The following is a 677-nucleotide window of genomic DNA, read 5'->3' on the forward strand; positions in this document are numbered from 1 at the left end:
ACTCTAAAGGGACTGCCGATGATAAATCGGAGGAAGGTGGGGATGACGTCAAATCATCATGCCCTTTATGTCCTGGGCTACACACGTGCTACAATGGTCGGTACAGAGGGTAGCAAACGAGCGATCGCAAGCGAATCTCAAAAAGCCGATCCCAGTTCGGATTGCAGGCTGCAACTCGCCTGCATGAAGTCGGAGTTGCTAGTAATCGCGAATCAGAATGTCGCGGTGAATGCGTTCCCGGGTCTTGTACACACCGCCCGTCACACCATGGGAGTTGGCAATACCCGAAGCCAGCGAGCCAACCGCAAGGAGGCAGCTGTCGAAGGTAGGGTTAATGACTGGGGTGAAGTCGTAACAAGGTAGCCGTATCGGAAGGTGCGGCTGGATCACCTCCTTTCTAAGGAAATACGCTCTTCCCTGCGGGGGAGAGCGAAAGATGGACAATCTCTTATACCTTTAATTATATATGGACCTGTAGCTCAGCTGGTTAGAGCGCACGCCTGATAAGCGTGAGGTCGGTGGTTCGAGTCCACCCAGGTCCACCATGCATCTTCGGATGCAAAACTATTGAACCAAGACAATTGCATATACAATCAAAAACGAGAACATCGTAAAATCAAATCTTCAAATTTAAATTTAAGATTACAATTTCAACGAAATAGATCGTAAGGTCAAGT

General features: G+C 48.7%; 1 tRNA gene and 1 rRNA gene. Both read left to right on the forward strand.

Annotated elements, in window-relative coordinates:
• Positions 1–397: ribosomal RNA gene (locus tag OCV31_RS09655) — 16S ribosomal RNA — on the forward strand; the annotation flags it as partial.
• A gap of 71 nt (positions 398–468) precedes the next feature.
• Positions 469–545 (forward strand) — tRNA-Ile (locus tag OCV31_RS09660).
• Positions 546–677: the final 132 nt, after the last annotated feature.

Source organism: Aedoeadaptatus acetigenes (assembly GCF_025566985.1).
GTDB classification, from domain to species: domain Bacteria; phylum Bacillota; class Clostridia; order Tissierellales; family Peptoniphilaceae; genus Aedoeadaptatus; species Aedoeadaptatus acetigenes.